At 41.3% G+C, this 20,098-nt stretch carries 21 protein-coding genes and 1 pseudogene; 15 read left to right on the top strand and 7 right to left on the bottom strand.

Annotated elements, in window-relative coordinates; translation table 11 throughout:
* Positions 1–173 precede the first annotated feature (173 nt).
* The 5 genes and pseudogenes from AB685_RS13970 to AB685_RS13950 all read left to right on the top strand — a co-directional run bounded on the left by AB685_RS13970 (position 174) and on the right by AB685_RS13950 (position 4,670).
* A complete protein-coding gene (locus AB685_RS13970; RefSeq protein WP_047971207.1) occupies positions 174–533 on the top strand; it encodes a YlbF family regulator in 360 nt (119 codons plus the stop codon).
* Positions 534–758: 225 nt separating this feature from the next.
* Positions 759–1,619: a Cof-type HAD-IIB family hydrolase gene (locus AB685_RS13965; protein ID WP_047971206.1), complete on the top strand. Its 861-nt coding sequence runs from the start codon at positions 759–761 to the stop codon at positions 1,617–1,619.
* A gap of 161 nt (positions 1,620–1,780) precedes the next feature.
* Complete coding sequence (locus AB685_RS13960) at positions 1,781–3,265, top strand: coproporphyrinogen III oxidase (protein ID WP_047971205.1); 1,485 nt, start codon at positions 1,781–1,783, stop codon at positions 3,263–3,265.
* Positions 3,266–3,412: 147 nt separating this feature from the next.
* Positions 3,413–3,789 (top strand): annotated as a pseudogene (locus AB685_RS13955) (MaoC family dehydratase N-terminal domain-containing protein).
* Between the two features lie 98 nt (positions 3,790–3,887).
* Complete coding sequence (locus AB685_RS13950) at positions 3,888–4,670, top strand: enoyl-CoA hydratase (RefSeq protein ID WP_047971204.1); 783 nt, start codon at positions 3,888–3,890, stop codon at positions 4,668–4,670.
* A gap of 82 nt (positions 4,671–4,752) precedes the next feature.
* Here the strand turns inward: AB685_RS13950 and AB685_RS13945 are convergent, their stop codons facing one another.
* Positions 4,753–4,938, bottom strand: coding sequence for a YhzD family protein (locus tag AB685_RS13945; RefSeq protein ID WP_047971203.1), 186 nt, complete (start codon positions 4,936–4,938; stop codon positions 4,753–4,755).
* 120 nt (positions 4,939–5,058) lie between these two features.
* Between AB685_RS13945 and AB685_RS13940 the strand changes: the two genes are divergently transcribed.
* The 7 genes from AB685_RS13940 to AB685_RS13910 all read left to right on the top strand — a co-directional run bounded on the left by AB685_RS13940 (position 5,059) and on the right by AB685_RS13910 (position 14,257).
* Positions 5,059–5,961 (top strand): ABC transporter ATP-binding protein, encoded by a 903-nt coding sequence (locus tag AB685_RS13940; protein ID WP_047971202.1) that lies wholly within the window; start codon positions 5,059–5,061, stop codon positions 5,959–5,961.
* Entirely contained in the window at positions 5,954–7,210 is a 1,257-nt protein-coding gene (locus AB685_RS13935; RefSeq protein WP_047971201.1) for an ABC transporter permease, read from the top strand. The genes AB685_RS13940 and AB685_RS13935 overlap by 8 nt, the downstream gene beginning before the upstream one ends.
* A 186-nt stretch (positions 7,211–7,396) precedes the next feature.
* Complete coding sequence (locus AB685_RS13930; protein WP_082153637.1) at positions 7,397–8,635, top strand: DNA repair exonuclease; 1,239 nt, start codon at positions 7,397–7,399, stop codon at positions 8,633–8,635.
* A gap of 5 nt (positions 8,636–8,640) precedes the next feature.
* Positions 8,641–11,676 carry an AAA family ATPase gene (locus AB685_RS13925; protein ID WP_047971200.1) on the top strand — a complete coding sequence of 1,012 codons (3,036 nt, stop codon included), beginning with the start codon at positions 8,641–8,643 and terminating at the stop codon, positions 11,674–11,676.
* A gap of 99 nt (positions 11,677–11,775) precedes the next feature.
* Entirely contained in the window at positions 11,776–12,978 is a 1,203-nt protein-coding gene (locus AB685_RS13920; protein ID WP_047971405.1) for an MFS transporter, read from the top strand.
* A gap of 89 nt (positions 12,979–13,067) precedes the next feature.
* Positions 13,068–14,012, top strand: coding sequence for a 3'-5' exoribonuclease YhaM (gene yhaM, locus AB685_RS13915; RefSeq protein ID WP_047971199.1), 945 nt, complete (start codon positions 13,068–13,070; stop codon positions 14,010–14,012).
* 68 nt (positions 14,013–14,080) lie between these two features.
* Positions 14,081–14,257 (top strand): sporulation YhaL family protein, encoded by a 177-nt coding sequence (locus tag AB685_RS13910; protein WP_047971198.1) that lies wholly within the window; start codon positions 14,081–14,083, stop codon positions 14,255–14,257.
* A 489-nt stretch (positions 14,258–14,746) separates the two neighbouring features.
* Here the strand turns inward: AB685_RS13910 and AB685_RS13905 are convergent, their stop codons facing one another.
* Positions 14,747–15,628: a peptidylprolyl isomerase gene (locus AB685_RS13905; RefSeq protein ID WP_047971197.1), complete on the bottom strand. Its 882-nt coding sequence runs from the start codon at positions 15,626–15,628 to the stop codon at positions 14,747–14,749.
* 490 nt (positions 15,629–16,118) lie between these two features.
* Between AB685_RS13905 and AB685_RS30390 the strand changes: the two genes are divergently transcribed.
* Positions 16,119–16,205, top strand: coding sequence for a YjcZ family sporulation protein (locus AB685_RS30390; protein WP_063561705.1), 87 nt, complete (start codon positions 16,119–16,121; stop codon positions 16,203–16,205).
* Positions 16,206–16,233: 28 nt separating this feature from the next.
* Positions 16,234–16,320, top strand: coding sequence for a YjcZ family sporulation protein (locus AB685_RS30385; protein ID WP_082153634.1), 87 nt, complete (start codon positions 16,234–16,236; stop codon positions 16,318–16,320).
* A gap of 84 nt (positions 16,321–16,404) precedes the next feature.
* Here the strand turns inward: AB685_RS30385 and AB685_RS13900 are convergent, their stop codons facing one another.
* Positions 16,405–16,590: a hypothetical protein gene (locus tag AB685_RS13900; protein WP_047971404.1), complete on the bottom strand. Its 186-nt coding sequence runs from the start codon at positions 16,588–16,590 to the stop codon at positions 16,405–16,407.
* A gap of 208 nt (positions 16,591–16,798) precedes the next feature.
* Positions 16,799–17,359 carry a DUF3267 domain-containing protein gene (locus tag AB685_RS13895; RefSeq protein ID WP_047971196.1) on the bottom strand — a complete coding sequence of 187 codons (561 nt, stop codon included), beginning with the start codon at positions 17,357–17,359 and terminating at the stop codon, positions 16,799–16,801.
* 215 nt (positions 17,360–17,574) lie between these two features.
* Here AB685_RS13895 and AB685_RS13890 point away from each other — a divergent pair, with 215 nt between their 5' ends.
* A complete protein-coding gene (locus tag AB685_RS13890) occupies positions 17,575–17,916 on the top strand; it encodes a DUF1878 family protein (RefSeq protein WP_047971195.1) in 342 nt (113 codons plus the stop codon).
* On the opposite strand, the gene AB685_RS13885 is transcribed toward AB685_RS13890, so the two are convergent.
* From AB685_RS13885 to AB685_RS13870, 3 genes are all read right to left on the bottom strand, one after another.
* Positions 17,903–18,502, bottom strand: a complete 600-nt coding sequence (locus AB685_RS13885; protein ID WP_082153633.1) for an HTH-type transcriptional regulator Hpr — start codon at positions 18,500–18,502, stop codon at positions 17,903–17,905. The genes AB685_RS13890 and AB685_RS13885 overlap by 14 nt on opposite strands.
* A 94-nt stretch (positions 18,503–18,596) precedes the next feature.
* Positions 18,597–18,962: a YtxH domain-containing protein gene (locus AB685_RS13880; RefSeq protein WP_047971194.1), complete on the bottom strand. Its 366-nt coding sequence runs from the start codon at positions 18,960–18,962 to the stop codon at positions 18,597–18,599.
* A 505-nt stretch (positions 18,963–19,467) separates the two neighbouring features.
* Positions 19,468–19,992 carry a tryptophan transporter gene (locus AB685_RS13870; RefSeq protein WP_047971192.1) on the bottom strand — a complete coding sequence of 175 codons (525 nt, stop codon included), beginning with the start codon at positions 19,990–19,992 and terminating at the stop codon, positions 19,468–19,470.
* Between the last annotated feature and the right edge of the window lie 106 nt (positions 19,993–20,098).

Below are 20,098 nucleotides of genomic sequence, written 5' to 3'. Positions count from 1 at the left end.
CAGGCGAAGCCGAGGAGGCTCAAGCACCGCCCCGCGGAAAGCGAACCCCTGGAACGTAAATCTACAGGAGATGCATGGCTAAACCCTTTTGATTTGTATGACTCTGGCAGGTTTGTTATACTGGTCACTAGCATGCCTGAAAGATGGGCAAAAAAGGAAGGAATGACATACAAATGGCAAACAATGTTTATGATGTAGCGTACAACCTGGAAACAGCAGTAAAAGAGAGTGATGAATTCAAAAATCTACAATCTTTATATAAAGAGGTTTTCGCTGACGAAACGACAAAAAGAATGTTCGAAAACTTCCGCAACATTCAATTAGAGCTTCAACAAAAGCAAATGAGCGGCCAGGAAATCACACAAGAAGAAGTGGAACAGGCTCAAAAGACTGTAGCAGTTGTTCAACAGAACGAATCAATTGCAAAGCTTATGGAAGCTGAGCAACAAATGAGCATGATGGTAAGCGAACTTAACAAGATCATCATGAAGCCTCTTGAAGAATTGTATAGCGATGTAGATTCTGCTAACTAATTGACACGTTGAATAGTTAGGATAAAACGCACCTTTAGTGGTGCGTTTTTTCTTTTGCCTATAAAGTTATATGTAGGAGTGGATTGTAGCGGAAGGGAACGGTCAAATTTCTAACCGACTCTCTCCTCATTTTTTACTTGACGTAAACTCCAAATGTTCTATTTCCCCCATTTCCCTCATACTCATATCAATAAGTACAAACATCTTAGATAAGGAGGTCTCTCCATGATATACCGCCTGCTCGCCATCAATATTGATGGAACGCTACTGAAATCGAATGGAAGATTGGCAAAGGAAACGAAAGAAGCGATAGAGTATGTGAAAAACAAGGGAGTCTACGTTACACTTGTTACCGGCAGAAACTTTGCTTTTGCGAAAAAAGTGGCCAAATCTTTAAAACTTGATACGTTTTTGGTCACACACGGGGGATCTTTTATTGCTTCCAAACTGGAGCAGCCTCTGCATGTTAAGCGACTGTCGGAGGATAAAACATTCAATCTTGTCCAGGTGCTTGAGAACTATGACTGCACTGTACGTATCCTGCACGAACGCTACTCAATTGGAAACCGGCTGCGCGGTGCCAACAACTTAATGGCAAGAGCGGTACTTGGTTCAAGCGATCCATTGATCTATCCTATGCAATTTGTCGAGTCCTTAGGGGATACGTTGATCGATAATCCGATTGCTCCACCGAAAATGGAGGTCTATTTTACAGAACCGGAAGAAAGGGAGAGAGTATTAACCACCTTAAAATCCGCGTTTGAGGGGATAGAAATTCTTGTTCATCCCGACGGAAAGGTGGATATCCTGCCAGATGGTGGAACTAAGATGGACGGTTTATTGATTCTTGGTGAAGTGCTGAAGATTCCACCGCAGGAAATGGTTGTCATCGGTGATACGATGGAGGACCTGCCGATCATCGAAGTGGCAGGACTAGGTGTTGCAATGGGCAACGCACCAAAAGAAGTGAAACTCGCTGCTGATTGGATTACTAGGACAAATGATGAAAACGGTGTAGCCTATATGATCAAAGAACATTTCCGCAAACAGCAACGTATTGCGTTTTTAAATAAAATGAAGATTTAGAAGGTGAAGGGGACAGACTCTGAAAATGGGGTTTGTCTTTTAGTTTGTTTATAAACTTTCTTTTCTAGCGGTAATATCTTGATAAGCGCGCCTGACATCCGTTACACTAGTGGGAGTGAAAAATCTTGCGGAAAAGAAAGCAAGTGTGAAAGGTGATTAGCTTGAAGATTGCTGTAAAAGGATTACATGATGATAGATACCTGCGTCCGTTATCATTGATTGCGGATTTATTTTTTGAGGAAACAGAAGTAGTGCTAGGGGAGCATGATTCCTCCGAGATGGAAATTACATTTACACTGGCAGAGAAAAACAACTCCACTTTTACTGTATTTGGTGAATTAGGGGAGCTTTCCTGTTCGCATGAGAAAGACCTTGGCGATTCTGATGAAAAAGAGAGCTTTCGCCGTAAAAAGCAAGCAGTTTCCTATGTTTATTTAACTCTCCTTCAGGAGCAAACAGGCATTATCCAGAAGTGGGGGATACTGACGGGAATCCGTCCGACGAAACTTCTCCACTCCAAGCTTCAGAAAGGGGTGCCACAAGAAAAGGTGCATCAACAGCTACGGGAGGATTATCTGATTACAGATGAAAAAATCGAGTTGATGCAGCAAATTGTGGATCGCCAGCTTGATGTGGTACCGGACTTGCATAAATTAGGTGAGGAAGTAAGCATCTATATTGGAATCCCATTCTGCCCGACAAAGTGTGCATATTGTACATTCCCGGCCTATGCCATTAATGGAAAACAGGGAAAAGTGGATTCGTTTCTTGGAGGATTGCATCATGAGATTGATGCTATTGGTGCTTGGTTAAAGGAAAAAGGCATCAAGATCACCACTGTTTATTACGGTGGAGGTACTCCTACAAGTATCACAGCGGAAGAAATGGATATGCTTTATGAGCAGATGTATGCTTCATTCCCTGATATGGAAAAAGTACGTGAAGTGACAGTGGAAGCTGGACGGCCGGATACGATTACGCCAGAGAAACTTGAAGTGCTGAAAAAGTGGAATATTGACCGGATCAGCATCAACCCGCAGTCCTATACACAGGAAACCTTAAAAGCGATCGGGCGCCATCATACCGTAGAAGAAACAATTGATAAGTTCCACCTCGCACGGGAAATGGGCATGAACAATATCAATATGGATCTGATTATTGGCTTGCCAGGCGAAGGGGTGGAAGAGTTCGCCCATACATTGGAAGAGACGGAAAAGCTGATGCCGGAATCATTGACCGTTCATACCTTATCATTCAAACGGGCATCTGAAATGACACAGAATAAAAATCGATACAAGGTTGCAGACCGCTATGAAATCGGGAAAATGATGGATATGGCAACCGAGTGGACGACAGCTCATAACTATGTCCCGTACTACCTGTATCGCCAGAAAAATATTTTGGGCAACCTCGAGAATGTAGGTTATGCATTGCCTGGCCAGGATAGCATCTATAACATCATGATTATGGAAGAGAAACAAACAATCATTGGACTCGGGTGTGGGGCATCAAGTAAATTTGTCCATCCTGAAACAGGCAAGATAACTCGGTTTGCCAATCCGAAAGATCCCAAATCCTATAACGATGGCTTTGAACATTATACGGATGAAAAAATCGGGATTTTGGAAGAAGTTTTCTTTGGATAGGGCTCTAGTTTCATTTGATTAATTAACTAAGGGGTGAGGATAGGGTTCCTCATCCCTTAGATTTTTTGTGTTAATGAGTGAATAATCATTCATTTTTAAACGTTTTCATATTATACTAGATATATATAACTTGGAGGAGGGAAAGGGATGACAGTCCAAATAGGAGAGGTACTGACTTATTCGAGAACATTTACAGTGGAGGAGATCTTGCAATTTGGAGAAGTTTCAGTGATAAAGGCAGGCACCATGTAGAACAGGATGAACTTGGCCGTTTAATGGTTCATGGATTGTTAACTGCAAGTCTCGGTACCAAAATAGGGGGAGACCTGAACTACATTGCAAGAGAAATGAACATGGAATTTCTACGCCCCGTTTTTACAGGAGACACCATCACCTGTGAAGCCACCCTCACCAATGTCCAACAACAAGAAGGCTACAAACAAGTCAACGTAACATCCATCTACACCAACCAAAAAGGCAAACAAGTCCTCCTAGGCAACAGTAAAGGTATTATTCGAGATTGAGAGAGAAACTCCTGCGGGGGTCTGACCCCCGCACAGAACTTTAATATTTCTGAATATTTAAAAATAATTCAATGGATTCCTAGAAAGGGTGTGTTTGTATGAGTACGGTTAATGTGTTGAATCAAGGTTCGGTTGTGGTGTTGGAGTTGAATCGGCCGGAGTCGTTGAATGCGATGAATGTGGAGATGCTTGTGGAACTGGAACGTGTCCTGGATGAGATTTCAATGAATGATGCGAAGGTGCTGGTGTTAAAGGGAAGCGGAAATGTGTTCAGTGCCGGTGGGGATATCAAAATGATGCTTCAGGAAAATGTAGGTGGGGACTTTGACCAAGTAATGGATACAATCGGTTCCATTATCACCAAGCTTTACACGATGCCGAAAATTACGATTAGTGCCCTTCATGGTGCCGCGGCAGGACTGGGTTTGAGCTTTGCTCTTGCCAGCGACTTTGTAGTAGCACATACCTCCACGAAGCTTGCCATGAATTTCATCAAAATCGGGTTGATCCCGGATGGCGGCGGTCACTTTTTCATGGAAAAGCGTCTTGGTGAAGCAAAGGCCAAACAGATGATCTGGGAAGGTAGAACGATCTCTGCTGAAGACGCTCTCCGTTTAGGTTTGGTGGATAGCCTGGCAGGAGATCAAGTCGAAGAGGAAATCTCGCAAAGAGTTGCTCTACTTCTCCATGCTCCCCTGCAGGCGATGCTAGAAACGAAGGCGATTTACAAAAAGCAATCCCTGCCAAAGCTACAGCAGATTCTTGAGCTTGAAAAAAATGCTCAGCGTAGAATGAGACAATCCCAAGACCATAAAGAAGGTATTAGGGCTTTTGTTGAAAAGAGAAAGCCTCAATTTACTGGAAAAAACAGAAACAATTAACAAAAACGCTTGGAGACATAATGCAAAGGTCTCCAAGCGTTTTTTACTTTATTGGAATGTTTAGCACTTTTGTTGCACCTGTCTACCGATGAAAAAGAACCAGCTTTCCACTTGCGTTTGTACAGCGGTGAGTTGTGTCCAGAAGTTTAAGCTCTTCTAGTTTTTTTTCGCCTATTTCCTTTGCCGCTTCTTCTGTTGCAGCCTCAAAGCTCTCATCAAGAAGTGTTTCCCCGTTTTTACTAAAGGCCGTTAACATATATTTTCCCATTTGTTTCCCCTCCGTGTCTAGTAACTGAATCGCAATTCATTAAATCTATTTTACTACATTATGAAACTATTTTACACTTATAATCGTATAGGTAACAGATAGCATAGGAGGGATTACTATATGGCATTAAAGATAGAAGGTGTGACCAAGAAATTTGGGAAGCATGTAGCCGTTAATAACTTGACCTTGGAGATACCTGAAAGTGAAATGTTTGGTTTTCTAGGTGCGAACGGTGCCGGTAAGACTACCACATTCCGTATGGTACTTGGATTGTTGGAGCCAACGCAAGGGAAGATTTCCTGGGCAGGGAAGCCGATAACATATAGAGAGAGCCACCTGGTCGGATATTTACCAGAAGAAAGAGGGCTTTATCCCAAGCTGACAGTAAAGGACCAAATGATCTATTTGGGCAGGCTGCGCGGGATGGAGAAGGCGGAGATCCTGAAACAGCTCGATTACTGGTTGGAACGGTTCAAGGTACCGGAATATCTGAATAAAAAAGTGGAAGAACTCTCAAAAGGGAATCAGCAAAAAATACAGTTTATCGCGTCGACCATCCATAATCCGAAACTGCTTATTTTGGATGAACCTTTCAGTGGTCTTGATCCGTTGAATGTGGAGTTGCTAAAAGAAGCGGTAGTGGACCTTAAAAACCAAGGAACATCTATCGTCTTTTCAAGTCACCGAATGGAGCATGTGGAAGAGCTTTGTGAACATTTATGTATCATGCATCATGGTCAGCCTGTCGTCCATGGGTCCCTTAGGGATATCAAACGCTCATTCGGGAAGAAGAATGTCATCATTCATGCAGATTTTGACTTAGGATATTTATCAAATATAGCAGGTGTAACGAAAACGAAAAAGACTGCAGAAGGAATGATTCTACAGGTTGATGATGAAGATGTTTCACAGACCCTGCTGCAACAGATAACAGGTAAAGGCTATATCCGGAAATTCATCTTGGAAGAGCCATCCTTGAATGATATTTTCATAGAAAAGGTGGGTGCTTCTTATCATGAATAAATTCTTGATTATCTTAATGCACACATACATGAGCAAGTTGAAGTCCAAATCGTTCATTATTTCCACATTGATTACAACAGTGCTTATTATCGGTGTTACAAACATTCAATCCATCATTGATATCTTTGATAAACAGGAAGACAAAGTGGTAGCGGTTTTGGATGAGGAGAACGCAATCGCACCATTATTGGAACAGCAACTTGCGATGAATCCAAACAGTAATCTGAATCTAGAAATGGTAAGCAACGAAACAGATGCTGAGAATAAAGTGACGAAAGGAGAGTATGATGGGCTTCTCGTACTTTCCACCGACCAGGCCGGCTTGCCATCAGGAGTGTATAAAGCCGCTTCCATTACAGATTCTGAGACGATGATGCAAGTGGAGGCTATGCTTCAACAGGTGAAAAATGAACTGGCAACAAGCCAGCTTGGGTTATCACAGGAGGAGATTGCGCAGTTATATACACCAATCACTTTTGATGTAGTGGCATTGGAGGAGTCAGCAAAGTCAGCTGAAGAGCTTAACCAGGCCCGTGGATTGGTTTATGTCTTGCTCTTTGTCATCTACTTTTCCGTCATTCTTTACGCAAGCATGATTGCAACAGAAGTAGCCGTGGAGAAATCCTCCCGTGTCATGGAAATACTTATTTCCTCGGCATCCCCGATCATGCATATGTTCGGAAAGATCTTGGGAATCGCCTTGCTGAGTTTAACGCAGCTTGCGTTCTGGATTATCATCGGATATTCTTCACTGAGCCGTAATCTGGATGGCATGACCGAAGCTGGTGGTGTGTTTGAATTTTTTGGAGTCGGTGATCTGCCAATAGCAACCTTTGTCTATGCGGTTGTATTCTTCCTGTTGGGATATTTCCTTTATGCAACATTTGCTGCTTTCCTTGGCTCGCTTGTAAGCAGAATTGAAGAAATCCAACAGATGATCATGCCGATGACGTTATTGATAGTGGCTGGATTCATGATATCCATGTTCGGTCTCGGTAATCCTGACAATTCCTTTATCCAGGTAACTTCATTCATTCCGTTTTTTGCGCCAATGATCATGTTCCTTCGAGTAGGGATGTTAAATGTTCCTCTTTGGGAGATCAGTCTTTCCATTGGCCTTTTGATGGCAACAATTGTACTGTTGGCCATCTTCGGTGCAAAGGTGTATCGTGGTGGCGTCCTGATGTATGGAAAGTCCTCGTCGTTGAAAGATATCAAAAAGGCATTGCAGCTAACGAAAAATAAATAGTTTTATTGAAGGCATGTGGGATCAGGATGTTGGAGCCCATGTGCTTTTTTCTATATCCATAAGAAGAGTCTTCGCAATTTGCTACAATCAACAGCTAGATAACTGAGAAATCTTCATACCGAACGTGCATTCGTATTTCGTCCGTGGTAAAATAAAGGTAAGACAAATAATAAGAGGTACTAAAAAATGATGAAAAAAATTCGTTTTCTTCATGCAGCAGACCTGCATTTGGACAGTCCCTTCAAAGGGTTGACCCATCTTCCACCTGAAATTTTCAATCAAATAAAAAACAGCACATTCCGGGCATTGGCTAACCTCATAGACATGGCAATCAAAAAAGAAGTGAATCTGCTTCTTTTGTCAGGGGATTTATTTGACCTGGAGCAAAGAAGCCTGTATGCACAAGCCACACTCAGAAAAGAATTTGTAAGGCTGTGGCAAGCGGGAATTCAGGTTTACATTATCCATGGAAACCACGATTATGTCACAGAAAACCATCGACTCTTTCGATATCCTGAAAATGTCCATGTTTTTAAAGAAACGGTTGAATGCGAGCCTTTCATCAAAAATGGGACGCATCTGGCCAACATCTATGGTTTCAGCTACAGCAGAAGGCATACGACAGAAAATATGACCAAGCATTATCGGAAGTCTAACACGAGCGTCCCTTTTCATATCGGTATGCTCCATGGAAACCTATCCGGCAGGGAAGAACATGACCCTTACGCTCCTTTCAGTATTCGTGAGCTTTTGGAAAAGGAATTTGATTACTGGGCACTTGGGCACATACATAAACGGGAAATCTTGCATAAAAATCCTCCGATTGTATATCCCGGCAATATTCAGGGAAGGCACAAAAAGGAAACAGGAGGCAAGGGTTGCTATATTGTGGAACTGACAGAAGGAGGAAGGGCAGAACTAGAATATGTTGAAACATCCCCCATCGACTGGGAGGAAGTGGAGATTTCCATCAAAGGACTGGAGTCGTTGGATCAGTTGATGGAGGTAACAAGAAAAGCATTAATTGCCCAAAAGGCTGAAGACAAAAGTAAATTGGTAAGGCTTATTTATAAAGGGAGTGGGGCACTGCACCAATCCCTTCAAGATGAGAGTAAACAGGAAGACTTGCAAGTCCTTTTGAATGAGGGAGAGGACAATAGAAATCCGTTTATATACATATACTCCTTGCATGTTCGGACAACAGGTGCTTTCAATAGAGAAAGCTTGCAGGAAAAGAGCTTTTACCGTGATTTTTATTCCATGTTGGAGCAGATGGAAGATATGGAAGAGGTTCTATCCGCCCTATACCGGCACTCAGAAGCAAGGCACTATCTGGAGCCATTGGATGATGAAGATAAGAGAGAGATCCTGGGAGAAGCAGAGCAATGGTTGGTGACTAGGTTTCTGGAAAGCGAGAAGAGGTGAACGCGTTGAAAATAAAGGCATTACATATTTATGGCTTCGGAAAATTGGAGAATGTCATGGTGGAAAACTTTTCTCCAGCTATTCAGGTTTTCTATGGAGAAAATGAGGCGGGAAAGTCCACCATCATGGCGTTCATTCATGCAGTCCTTTTCGGATTTCCTGCTAAAAATCAACAGGACTTACGTTACCTTCCCAAAAAAGGATACAAATATGGTGGAAAGTTAATTATCGAAACAAATGATCAGCGCTCCATTACCATCGAGCGAATTGCAGGAAGGTCTTCAGGTGACGTCTCTGTATTGGACGAACAAGGAAATCAGTGTGAATTGGATGATATTCTAGGCGGATTGGACAGATCGATGTATAAGGGGATCTTCTCCTTTAACATCATGGATCTGCAGAATCTCAAGCTGATTGATGCGGAACAGCTTGGCGGTTATCTGTTTTCATCAGGACTTATCGGAAGTGACCAACTCCACAAGCTTTCCAATCAGCTAAATAAAGAGCAGGAGGATCGCTTCAAACCAAACGGAAGAAAGCCTGAAATCAATAGGTTATTGATTAGTTTGAAAGATGAGGCGAAAACGGTACAGCTTTGGAAGGGAAAAATAGAAGAATATGAAAGGCTTCAATCTGCTATAACAGATTTGGATGAACAACTTAAAGCTATCCAGCAGAAAAAAGAAGATGGTACAACGGAATTAAAATATATCGAAGCCATGCTTGCCATTCAGCCCCTTGTGGATAAAATCGAACTTATTCAATATCAGATGAAAAGTTTGGGGGATGTCGAATCGATACCGGTGGACGGCCTTTCCAGGATGGAAAAATGGCAAACCGAAGAGGGGTTCTATCAGACTAAATTAGAAAAAGTGTTCCAAGATATCAGGGACAGAGAGAAGGAACTGCTAGAACTTCAAGTGAATCAACACCTTTTGGATAAGAAAGAAATGCTGAAGCAATTGTTATCCCAACGCCCAACATATGAGCAGGCAAAGAATCAATTGGTCCTGCTTTCCTCAGAACTTGAAAAACTGGATAATCAGATTGTGATTTTGAAGACGGAGTTGGATTGGAAGGGATTACATGACGAAACGATTGATGAGGTCAATACAAGCTTGGCTTCCAAAGCCGATTTAAAGGAACTGTTAAAGCAAAATCATGAGCTTTCTATTCAGAAACAGCGACTGGATGAACTGTTCCAGGCAACAAGGGATGAACTGGAAATGCAAGAGGAAAGGGTGCAAAGTCTGGAAAAAGAGTTGCTCCCGGTGGATGAAGTGATGCGGATGAAAAAAGTCGTCGGAGATCTGGGGAAGGACAGCCTTGAGAAAGAGATCCATGTTACCGAGCAGCTGCTATCCCAATTAGAAAGGCAGCTCGAGGGTCAGGAATTTGCCAAACGCTCGAAAAAGAAGAACAAGATAATTACAGGCACAGTAACTTTCTTAATCGGTTTAGCCGGCTCTATAGCTTTGTTCTTGCAGAACCAATTTTTCCTTGCACTGTTGTTTTTCCTGATCTTTGGCGTTATTTCGTTTATGATTACCAGAAAGTATGAACCAGATGGCCTTTGGGCAGATTTTAAAAAGGAGAAAGAAGAATTGCAGAGCAAGCTGGAGAAGTTGAGGGCCGAATTCTTTTCAAGCGGAACCTATGAAAAATTGGATGAATACCAGCAGGCCCTTGCGAAAGAAGAACAAGTAAATCATCTTTTGCAAAAGGAAAGGCTACTTCTTTCTCAAAGTGAACGGGCATACAATAAAATTATTCATCAGTTTGAAGAATGGGAAAAGGAGAATTTCCTATTTGAGGATAATTGGAGAAATTGGGCCAAATCAACACGCCTTGCCCACATCTCATGCACCTTTATGGAGGAAGCGTTCGATAAGGTGGTCCTTTTGAAATCCACTATTGTTGACAGAAAGGCATTAATCGAAAAAAAGAAGCATTATGAACTTTTAGTAGAAGATTTTACAGTCCGTGTTACTCAAATGGTGAAAGACATCAACTGGGAGGACGAGTATGCTTCTCCTGAAGATGTTCTCAGTCAAATTGATAATATTATGGAAGAACATATAAACAGACGGCAAAGGGCTGATAGAATCGAGGAAATTGTCTCGGAAATGCGTGAGGAGTCTACTACATTAGCCGTTCATCTTGAGGATGCACGTAAAAAGATTCATTTGTTATATGAGCAGGCTTGTGTAAAGGATGAAAATTCCTTCCGTTTGAAAAGTCACCAACGCACAGAACAGATGGAGCTTGAAAGGGACCTTGCGTTGGTATCGAGTCAATTAAAACAACTTCAAAATGCCTATCATGTCACACTGGAAGCAAGTAGACCCTTGGATAGCTGGAAAAAGGATAAGGAGGAGTTGGAGCGGAAGCTGGGAGTGCTAAACGAAAACCAGCAACATCTGCTTGAAAAAAGAACTGCTACTTATGAAACCATCCGGCATCTGGAGGAGGGCGGAACCTATTCAGACGCCGTTCAACGACTTGAATTGTCCAAAAGTACGTTACAGCGTCATGCGCGCAAATGGGCGGTGTATGCTACAGCTCAGCACCTTCTTACAAAAACCATGGACTTTTATCGGACAGTTAAGCTGCCCAAAGTTCTCGAGCACGCTTCAGAACACTTTCGTTTCCTAACCGATGAAAATTATGTCAGAGTCCATGACAACAAGCTTGAGAGAAAAATCATAGTGGAACACCAGGACGGTACAATTTTTGAGCCGAAAGAGTTAAGCCAGGCAACGATAGAACAATTATATATAGCCATCCGCTTTGCGGTAGCACAGGTGTGGAGTGAAGAACAGAGACTCCCATTTATGATGGATGATAGCTTTGTCAATTTCGATCGAAAAAGGTCAGACCTGGCTATCGAGTTGATGAACAGGTTGGCGCAACAGGGAAATCAGTTTATCTTTTTCACCTGTCATCATTCGATCCAAAAAAGACTGTCACATGGAGCCGCCAACTACGTATTTTCATTCAGCAACAACACTGCGGTCGGAACGTTTTCATCTCCTGATTGAAATTGGCCCCATCCATTGCCGAATGGAAGAAACAAGTGCTATGCTTAAGTAGGTATAGACAAGCAAGTTGAAAGGATAAACAGAATGAGTGAGAGTGTAATGAAAACTAATAAAGCACCGTTGATTCTATTAAGCTTCAATCTATTTATCGTCATGGTCGGCATAGGATTAGTCATCCCGATTCTTCCTTTTTATATCGATAAATTCGGTGCAGATGCAAAGACGTTGGGATTGCTGGTAGCAGTATTTGCGTTTATGCAATTCCTCTTCGCTCCTATGTGGGGAAGGCTCTCGGATAAGGTCGGTCGAAAGCCTCTCATCACTATCGGTCTTTTTGGATTTGCGATAGCGGAATTCATCTTTGCTTTTGCAAACGGATTGGGGATGCTGTTTCTATCGCGAATACTGGCTGGAACATTCGGTTCGGCACTGATGCCTACAGCCATGGCTTATGTTTCAGATGTCACCTCTTCTGAAAAAAGAGGACAGGGCATGGGAATCATGGGGGCTGCCATGGGTCTAGGTATCGTTGTTGGGCCTGGAATAGGAGGATGGCTTGCCGAATACGATCTCTCGCTTCCTTTTCTGGTGGCAGGTGTTGCGGCAACCATCGCCGGTATAGTTTCTGTGTTAATACTGCCAGAATCCTACTCCAAAGAAAAACGCGAAAGTGACGCTCTCCTAACATCGGGAGAGAAGCGGGACAATCAATTTATTGTCATGTATAAAGCGATTAAAAGCCCGGTCGGTTTCTTGCTTATCCTAGTGTTCATTATGAGTTTCGGTTTGGCCAATTTCCAATCCATTTTCGGTTACTACACCATGCAACGTTACAACTATAACCCAAGTGAAATAGGGCTAATCATATTGATTGTCGGCCTAGTGGGAACCATTGTACAGGGCGTTCTGGTTGGTAGGCTGACGAAGCGGTTTGGAGAGGAAAGGGTGGTTACAAGTGCATTAATGATCAGTGCGATTGGTTTTGTGATGATGACACTTGCTACAGGTTTTACTACGGTCCTTTTGACCACCTGCCTATTCTTTCTCGGAAACTCCCTCTTAAGGCCTTCCTTGAATTCGTTCATTTCCAAACTCGCAGGAAGCAGACAGGGGCTTGTCATGGGTCTCAATAATTCTTTTCTTAGCCTGGGAAATGTAGCCGGTCCCATATTGGCAGGGATTTTCTTTGAAATCAATATCCACATACCCTATCTGTTTGGAGCTTCCATCATGCTATTCGGATTGTTTGTCACAAAAATATGGCTCGCCAAGAGAAAGGAACGGGTAGAGGTTGCTTCATAACATTGTTGTTCCTGATTATAAATGAGTAGTATTATAAGCGTACTCACATCTCATAATCATCATTTAATTTTTGATAGGGGGAAGGAAAGATGAAGAAGGGTATTCTCCACTTTGAAGTGGGAGAACAAGTAGATGTTCATTTACTGATTAAAAATGCAACAAAAGGTATCGCCAGCAATGGAAAACCTTTTTTGACTTTAATATTCCAAGATAAGAGCGGTGAGATAGAAGCGAAACTTTGGGACGCTTCTTCCGATGATGAGGGGCTATATACGCCACAGAGCATTGTGAGGGTCCTTGGGGACATACATCATTACCGAGGACGTAATCAGTTGAAAATCCGTAAAATTAAGCCGAAGGAAGACCATGAAAACGTCAGCGTCTCCGATCTCATTGAAACAGCCCCTTTAAGCCAGGAGCAAATGATGGATAAAATCACTCAGGCGATATTTGAAATGAAAAATCCAAATGTCCAAAGGATTACAAGGCATCTATTAAAAAAACACCAGCAGGATTTCCTGCAATATCCGGCTGCTACAAAAAATCATCATGAGTTTGTCTCCGGATTGGCCTACCACGTTGTCTCCATGTTAGATCTGGCCAAAGCGATAGCTGAATTATACCCTTCCTTGGACAGGGACCTTCTCTATGCAGGAGTGATTCTACATGATTTAGGAAAGGTGACGGAACTGTCTGGTCCAGTTTCCACGAGTTATACCGTAGAGGGTAACCTGATTGGGCACATCTCTATAATGGTGAATGAAATCGGTAAAGCAGCAGACGAACTAGGAATTGAAGGAGAAGAAGTGATGGTGCTTCAACACCTTGTATTAAGCCATCATGGTAAACCGGAGTGGGGAAGTCCTAAGCTGCCACTGATTAAGGAAGCGGAGATTCTACACTATATCGACAATATTGATGCCAAGATGAATATGCTCGACCGTGCTCTTGAACGAGTGAAACCTGGAGAGTACACAGAAAGAATCTTTGCGATGGATAACCGAAACTTCTATAAACCTACTTTTCATAAATAAGTACTAGCCTCCCATACTCTATCATATGTATAAATTAGTAGCACATATGAAAGAGAGGGGGCTTTTTTATGCCGTGGTGGATGCTATTGGTGGTTATCGGGATATGTTTCAGCGCATATATGACTTTACGTTCGGCCAAGGAAGAGAAAGAAGTGGAGACTGCCATCATTGAAAAAGAGGGACAAGTCTATATGGATAGGATACAAGAAGAGAGAGAGAAGAAACGACAGGTTGTGAATGTATAAAATTAAGGCTCTTTTCTCAAAGATTGCTAATTGGTAGTAAAAAGTCGGCATTAGGACTTTTTACCGTTTATCTACTTTAAATTAGGCATGCATATTATATTGGACAGCTAGGAAAAGAGCACGACAGCAAGGATTATAACGGTTGTATTAAAAATTTCGAAAAAGCAACAAAGTTTACGAAAACAGCCAAATATAAAAAGGAAGCGGGGGATTCCGCTTCTTTTTTGTTTTTGGATTTACTGTTGATTGCCGTTCCAGGCGCTTCGCTTTCCGCGGGCGGTCCGGGAGCCTCCTCACAACGCTTCAGGGGTCTCCCTTGTCCCTTCCTCCCGCAGGAGTCTGCGCGCCTTCCACTGCAATCAACAAGGTTTCTGCATAACAATTAGAATTGGGGATTCCGCTTCCTTTTTGCATTGTTTTTGTATTGGGATTTACTGTTGATTGCCGTTCCAGGCGCTTAAACAGTAGCACTGTGTTGATGTTTATCTTTTATTGTTGCTCCTGCTCTTCCTCTTCTTCCTCTTCAAATGTGTTCTTAAGAGAAGAGTCTTTCACGACAATATTGGCAGCATCCAATTCTTTCTGAAGTGCTGCGTCAGCAGCTTCTTGCTGTACTTTGGACTGAAGAAGCTCTTCTTCCACATCTTTTCTGATTTCCTCTAATGGTGGTTTTTCTTTCTTATCGGTCACCATGATGATGTGATAGCCGTACATGCTTTCAACAGGCTCACTGATCTCATTTACTTCAAGATTGTAAGCTGCTTCTTCGAATTCCGGTAGCATTACCCCTGAACCGAACCAATCAAGATCCCCGCCATTTTGTGCAGACCCTGGATCAGTTGAAAATTCAGTTGCCAGCTCTGCAAAGTCAGCACCTTCATCCAACTGTTTTTTTACTTCCTTGGCGGTCTCTTCATCTTCCACTAAAATGTGGCTTGCCCGTATCTCATGTTTCATAGCATCATAGTGTTCTTGAATCTCTTCTTCCGTAACTTCGGCATTTTCCATTGCTGCCTTTTCCTGAAGCATGGAAATGCGTAATGTTTGGCTCAATTGTTCTTCATTTTTGAAGCCGCTTTGTGCTAATGCCATATCAAATTGCGGTCCAAGTTGTTGCTTCAGCTCGTCCACTCGCTCCTGCAATTCTTCATCTGTTACTTCATACTTTTCACTAAGTACTTTTTCGAAAACCAATTCACGAAGCACTTCTTCACCGAATCGATCTTTCATAGCCTCATAAAGTTCAGACTGTGTAATGTTCCCGGCAGAGGTTTCCGCAATCACCTTTGAATTGTCGGCTTTATCAGTATTGCATGCAGATAGCGCCAAGAGTGAGGCTGTGGCACTTACAGCAATCATCCATTTTTTCATGTTGATCAACTCCCATATGTAGTAGAACGTTCTACCCCATACTATAGCATAATCTCCTAATTTAATGAAATATTATCACATTCATCCAAAGTCCCATGTGCTTTTTTAAAAGGGTCTGTTCACAAGCGCTGTTGATTTCCGCACCGGGCTTCGCTTTCCGCGGGGCACTTGTGGAGCCTCCTCGGAAAGCCTGCGGGGTCTCCACTAAGCGCTACCTCCCGCTGGAGTCTTCTCCCATTGCTACAATCAACAGCTATAACATCAAAAATTTTTACATTCTACTCTAACATAACCTTTTAAAAAATGGGCTATCGTCCATTCCCATTCTAACATTCTCACATACTATAAATGGAATCATGAAATACACCAACACAAACTTGTTGTCCCAGAATTTCATGTAAAAAACTTTAGGGGCAGGATAAACGCCTATGCCTCCTTGGAATTTGTTGCATAAGATATCGTAACAACTCATAAGGGAGGTGTTACAAAGATGGGTAATGCGTATGCAGGTGGCTTCGCATTAATCGTAGTATTGTTTATCTTGTTGGTAATCGTAGGTGCAGCTTGGTTGTACTAAATACATTTAATCAGAGGGAGGAACCAACATGTCTGGTGGACATTCCGGCGGATTTGCGTTAATCGTAGTTTTATTTATCTTGTTAGTAATCGTAGGTGCAGCTTGGTTATACTAAGCTAGGACCATGGAGACGGGACAATGTCCCTTTCTCCAAAAAAACACCTTCCATCAAAAATGGAAGGTGTTTTTGTTCGGTTTATTATTGGGAACTAAGCAAAATATCTACATAAGAAGAAATTAATAGAATGGTAATTAGTACATTTATGGTTCGGAAAACTTTCGGATGACGTTCCTCCGGGATTTCTTTCTGAACGCATAACGCATTCGTTAATTTGTTTATGTAGAAGAGTATGAATATAGCCACCAAAACAAATAGAGATGCGATAGCCATAAAATCCCTCCTTTGGCTTGATTGCTTTTAAACTATTATACGAATTTTATACTTATGCCTTTTACCATACCAAAGATTTTGAAAAAAAGATACCTTCACATTCCAAAAATTTTACAAGAGGCTGTTTTCATGTACTTTATTGTTTTATGGCAACGGTTTTAAAAAGGACTTACAAAAAAATGAAACAACATCCCAGTTAAGGTTAGGACGCTATTTCATTCCTACTCTCATTGATTATTAAAATATCATACCCATTTTCCAATTCTTCAATTTGACATTTGTTCGGTGCTCGCTGAATCAGTTGAATATAGAGGAAGTCTGGAATACTCAGGCCGATATTTACTGCTGCTAGCATCGAAAAGTAATGATAGTAGTCTGGAAAGATATGGGCAAGTAGTATACACGCTGTTGTGATGATGGCAAATGGAGCCAGTAAAACAGCGTAGGATTGGATTTTTGTAAATGGTTTTTTTGTTTTTATTTTCATATAAGGCATATAGCACTTAAGTTTCCATCTGAGTTTTACTTGGTTTTTTGTCGCAATTAGCGGGAGTACATGACATAGCTTGTGCATGGTGAACATACCTGCAAGCCCAAGGATAAACCATCCAAAGTTAGATGATGAGACAGTTGTGTCATTGTATATAAGGCTAAAAGTTAAAAATAATACAATAAACGAAAGTAAAGTGATGATAAACGATACAAGTGTTATGCGATGGAGTCCATATTGTCTTGAGATATCAATGGATTTCCAGCAGTTCATAGTTGGATCACCTACCGTAATTGCTATTCGTAATCAAAATTACTAAATTAATGTAAGCTTTTTTAACCGAAAAATCAATAGGTGAATGTAATTTATTTTTCAGTAATGGCATCTAAATATTGGTAAGAACTATTATTTGATGTAAAATATATAGATGCTATGGGGTTTTGGACGGCCGAAAAGCAAATAGCTAACAGAAATGTACTTGGTGAGGAATGAGTAAATTGGAAGAAGAAAGACTGGCGACTTTGGAGTATTATATAGATCTGTTAGTGAAACAGATGGATGGTACACGTTTCCCATGGGATTACTTAATTATCAGAGGGAAGCTTAGTAGAAGGGATGTTCAATCCATATACGATACTTGTGAAGAATTGAGCAAGGAAATGGAAAAACAAAAAGCGGAAGGTTTTGTCACTTTCTCTCCGCTTCTTTTACAATTCAGACATGCATTGCCACCCGGTTTACCGTGGGAAGAGACAATTAATGCCCTACATTCGCAAGGACTTTACATTTCATTAATGGATGAATTTCATAAGCTGATCAAGAAGAAGTAACGCTTTCATTTTTTTCTATAAGTGTTTCTTCTTTTTTAGATAGCTTTCCATCAATCTCTTCGAAGTCCTCCTCAATATTGTTAAAGGATCTTTCGAAAATTTGCATGAAATCCTCTCCGTACACATTACGTATCACACACATGATATCCAGCAATTCCGGAAACTTCCCGTATAAGTCATGCATCGGCAATGCACCACTGAACACCGAATTTTTGCTAGGGTCATAGCTTTCCATCAAATCCAGAAGTATTTGCTCTCCTTTTTCAGTGAGCTCGATATAAGTATTACGTTTATCGTTCTCTTTTTTGGAAAAGCGCAGTAATTCCCTTTCCTCCAATTTCTTCGAAAAGTTGAATGCAGTGGAAACATGCATAACACCGAACTTGGCAATCTCAGAAATGCTAGCCCCCTTTAGATGATAGGCAATCCAAAGAATGTGGTGCTCATTAATATTTAAGTCATAAGGCTTGATCCATTGCTGCCAATCCTTTTCAATTGTTTTCCAAAGAGCTTTGCTAAGCTGTGCAACACGCTGGCTGAAGAGCATAGCTTCCTTTAATGAATACTGTCCATTCTGTGTATTCACAAACTCACCTACTTTTTTCTAATATATTACTATCTATTATGACAATAAAATAAAAATTAATAAAGGTCAAAATTTACAAAAAATTAAAATTTTTTTATTTTGTTGTGTTTTTAGCCATTTCTTTTTCCAGATTTTCCAATTCTTTTTCTAAATTCGCAATGTTTTGCTGTATGGATTCCTGATGCGGTTTTATAGAATTCTGCCAAAGATCTACAGAAACCTGAATTTCCTCCGCAATGTTTCCCACAGTTGCCTTGCCCTCCTCAAGTGCTTGTGCTACTTGATCCTTGACCTGAATAGCTTCTTGTTTCAATTCATTCAGTGTGGATTGGATGTTACGTGCTGCAGACTTTACTTGGGCTCTTCTGGTCGCTCCGGATGTTGGTGTTGTTAACAGTGTCGAGATTCCTGCAATTGTTCCTCCTAATAGAATTCCGTAGATGAATGATTTCCCATTCATAGTAATCACCTCAAATTAAAATTATGTAAGTATAGTTCAATACCCTAAGATTATTATATAATTCAACATTTCTAAAAAAAATCCTCTTTTTATGATCTTTTTTATAGAGTTTATTTCGACATATATTTGTATTCTTCCCAAAATGGAAACGATATATTTAATTTCCGGAAGTAATAGGGGCTAGTCGATCGATCATGGATGACAACTTGTTTCATAAGAACAGGGAGATTCGCATAGTTATGGTAGAAAAGGGGGCGGGCTAATTTGGTAGGCGTAACATTCGGTTTATTCACCTTAAGTATTTTGCTTTTATTTGGAGGTGGAAATTACTTTCTTGCATCGCAGAGAGCAGGGGTATATCCGCCTAGACGAGTATTGCAGCAAAAGGCCCTTACCATCTGTGCTGCGGGAGGAGTCATTTTACTGTTGGCGGTATTTGCGACCTGGATAACTTAAGATACACAGAAAAGAGGGAAAATTCCTGAGTAGGAATTTTCCCTCTTTATTATGTTGCTGGAATTAAATTAGAGCGTTTGGCAATGCCTTTTACTATGGGATAGAGAATTATCATCACTACTACATTCATGGCAACAGCGGGAAGTACAGCTGTCAGCATGAAGAATGCAAAAGTTCCTCCGCCTGGCAGACCTACAAGTGTCAAGGCGGATATTAAAAAAATTGCTCCTGAAATGAGGGTGCCGATTGCGGTTAATAGTCCTGCTTTAACAAGTGGTTTGTTAACCTTCTTCAGAGCAATCAACATGAAGAAAAACATAAATGCTGTGATTGGTTTGTCTATGATATTTGGAATCTGCCCGCCTGGAAAAGTGGTGGTCAGTGCGGATATCAATCCGGTGACGATACCTATCAGCAATACATTTTTCTTTTCAGGAAATAGCATAATTCCAAGAAACATCATCGTTAAAGCCAAATCAGGTTTCATTCCCAGGATAAGTCCCGGTACAATTGTGTGTAGTACAGCACCAATCCCAACAAGTAAAGCCAGTGACACTAAAATCTTCGTATTCATTTCTCATCTCTCCTCAACTAATCATCTCTTTTATAACTCCATTAGTACACTCGTTGTCTAATGCGAATTATTAGGTACTAGTATAGTAAAGTTAATTGCTTTTGAA

The organism is Bacillus sp. LL01, from assembly GCF_001037965.1.
The sequence above is the reverse complement of the archived record's forward strand: the minus strand, read 5'-3'. Positions and strand labels throughout refer to the sequence as shown.

Bases quoted from the DNA above. Each gene is read 5' to 3' on its own strand.
- AB685_RS13970 (WP_047971207.1), top strand. From the start codon at position 174: ATGGCAAACAATGTTTATGATGTAGCGTACAACCTGGAAACAGCAGTA.
- AB685_RS13965 (WP_047971206.1), top strand. From the start codon at position 759: ATGATATACCGCCTGCTCGCCATCAATATTGATGGAACGCTACTGAAA.
- AB685_RS13950 (WP_047971204.1), top strand. From the start codon at position 3,888: ATGAGTACGGTTAATGTGTTGAATCAAGGTTCGGTTGTGGTGTTGGAG.
- AB685_RS13945 (WP_047971203.1), bottom strand. From the start codon at position 4,938: ATGGGAAAATATATGTTAACGGCCTTTAGTAAAAACGGGGAAACACTT.
- AB685_RS13940 (WP_047971202.1), top strand. From the start codon at position 5,059: ATGGCATTAAAGATAGAAGGTGTGACCAAGAAATTTGGGAAGCATGTA.
- AB685_RS13935 (WP_047971201.1), top strand. From the start codon at position 5,954: ATGAATAAATTCTTGATTATCTTAATGCACACATACATGAGCAAGTTG.
- AB685_RS13930 (WP_082153637.1), top strand. From the start codon at position 7,397: ATGATGAAAAAAATTCGTTTTCTTCATGCAGCAGACCTGCATTTGGAC.
- AB685_RS13920 (WP_047971405.1), top strand. From the start codon at position 11,776: ATGAAAACTAATAAAGCACCGTTGATTCTATTAAGCTTCAATCTATTT.
- yhaM (WP_047971199.1), top strand. From the start codon at position 13,068: ATGAAGAAGGGTATTCTCCACTTTGAAGTGGGAGAACAAGTAGATGTT.
- AB685_RS13910 (WP_047971198.1), top strand. From the start codon at position 14,081: ATGCCGTGGTGGATGCTATTGGTGGTTATCGGGATATGTTTCAGCGCA.
- AB685_RS13905 (WP_047971197.1), bottom strand. From the start codon at position 15,628: ATGAAAAAATGGATGATTGCTGTAAGTGCCACAGCCTCACTCTTGGCG.
- AB685_RS30390 (WP_063561705.1), top strand. From the start codon at position 16,119: ATGGGTAATGCGTATGCAGGTGGCTTCGCATTAATCGTAGTATTGTTT.
- AB685_RS30385 (WP_082153634.1), top strand. From the start codon at position 16,234: ATGTCTGGTGGACATTCCGGCGGATTTGCGTTAATCGTAGTTTTATTT.
- AB685_RS13895 (WP_047971196.1), bottom strand. From the start codon at position 17,359: ATGAACTGCTGGAAATCCATTGATATCTCAAGACAATATGGACTCCAT.
- AB685_RS13890 (WP_047971195.1), top strand. From the start codon at position 17,575: ATGAGTAAATTGGAAGAAGAAAGACTGGCGACTTTGGAGTATTATATA.
- AB685_RS13880 (WP_047971194.1), bottom strand. From the start codon at position 18,962: ATGAATGGGAAATCATTCATCTACGGAATTCTATTAGGAGGAACAATT.
- AB685_RS13870 (WP_047971192.1), bottom strand. From the start codon at position 19,992: ATGAATACGAAGATTTTAGTGTCACTGGCTTTACTTGTTGGGATTGGT.